Consider the following 1,082-nt stretch of genomic DNA (forward strand, 5'->3'; position numbering starts at 1 on the left):
TTGCGCAGGAGCGGGTTGCGCGGGCGCGGCTTGAGCAGGGGCGGTTTGCGCCAAGGCGTTGCCGGGGAAAGGCCCGGCGATCAAAGCAGCCAGAGCGCCAACGGCGCCAAGGTCGGCGAAACGAAATGGTCGCATCATCAAGGCTCCTGTCGGTCGCCCCGGCCTGCTGAAACGACGCTTGTCGTTGCAGCAGGCCGCAAAACTTCCTATCGCGTCAGCCGAGATAGGGATAGAGCGGGAAGCGATCGGTCAGCGCCACGACCTTGGCCTTGACCGCTGCTTCGACGGCGGCATTGCCCTCGTCGGAATTGGCGACCTTGAGACCATCCAGCACTTCGGCGATCAGCTTGCCGATCTCCCGGAATTCGGCCTGGCCGAAGCCGCGCGTGGTGCCGGCCGGGGTGCCGAGACGCACGCCCGAGGTGACAAAAGGCTTTTCCGGGTCGAACGGAATACCGTTCTTGTTGCACGTGATGTTGGCGCGGCCCAGCGCCGCCTCGGCGCGCTTGCCGGTGGCGTTCTTCGGACGCAAATCGACCAGCATCAGATGGTTGTCTGTGCCGCCGGAGACGATGTCGAGACCGGTTTCCTTGAGGCTGGAGGCGAGCGCCTTGGCGTTGGCGGCAACGCTCTCGGCATAGACCTTGAAGCTTGGCTTCAGCGCTTCGCCGAAGGCAACCGCCTTGGCGGCGATGACATGCATAAGCGGGCCGCCCTGCAGGCCGGGGAACACCGCCGAATTCATCTTCTTGGCGATGTCCTCGTCATTGCACAGGATCATGCCGCCGCGCGGGCCGCGCAGCGACTTGTGCGTCGTGGTCGTCACGACATGGGCATGCGGCAGCGGCGACGGATGCACGCCGCCGGCGACCAGCCCGGCGATGTGCGCCATGTCGACCATCAGATAGGCGCCGACCGCGTCGGCGATCTCGCGAAAACGCTTCCAGTCCCAGACGCGGGAATAGGCGGTGCCGCCGGCCAGGATCAGCTTCGGCTTGGTTTCATGCGCGGTCTTCTCGATGGCATCCATGTCGAGCAGATGGTCGTCCTGGCGCACGCCATAGGAGACGACCTTGAACCAT

Annotated in this window: 1 protein-coding gene; it reads right to left on the minus strand. The window is 65.0% G+C overall.

The window, feature by feature from the left end; all coding sequences use genetic code 11:
* Nucleotides 1–214 precede the first annotated feature (214 nt).
* Nucleotides 215–1,082 (minus strand): serine hydroxymethyltransferase (gene glyA / locus ENZ74_RS32650; protein WP_164761436.1); only part of this gene is annotated, 868 nt, incomplete at its 5' end.

The sequence above is a fragment of the Mesorhizobium sp. M7A.F.Ca.CA.002.15.2.1 genome (assembly GCF_003998715.1).
Lineage (GTDB): Bacteria > Pseudomonadota > Alphaproteobacteria > Rhizobiales > Rhizobiaceae > Mesorhizobium > Mesorhizobium ciceri.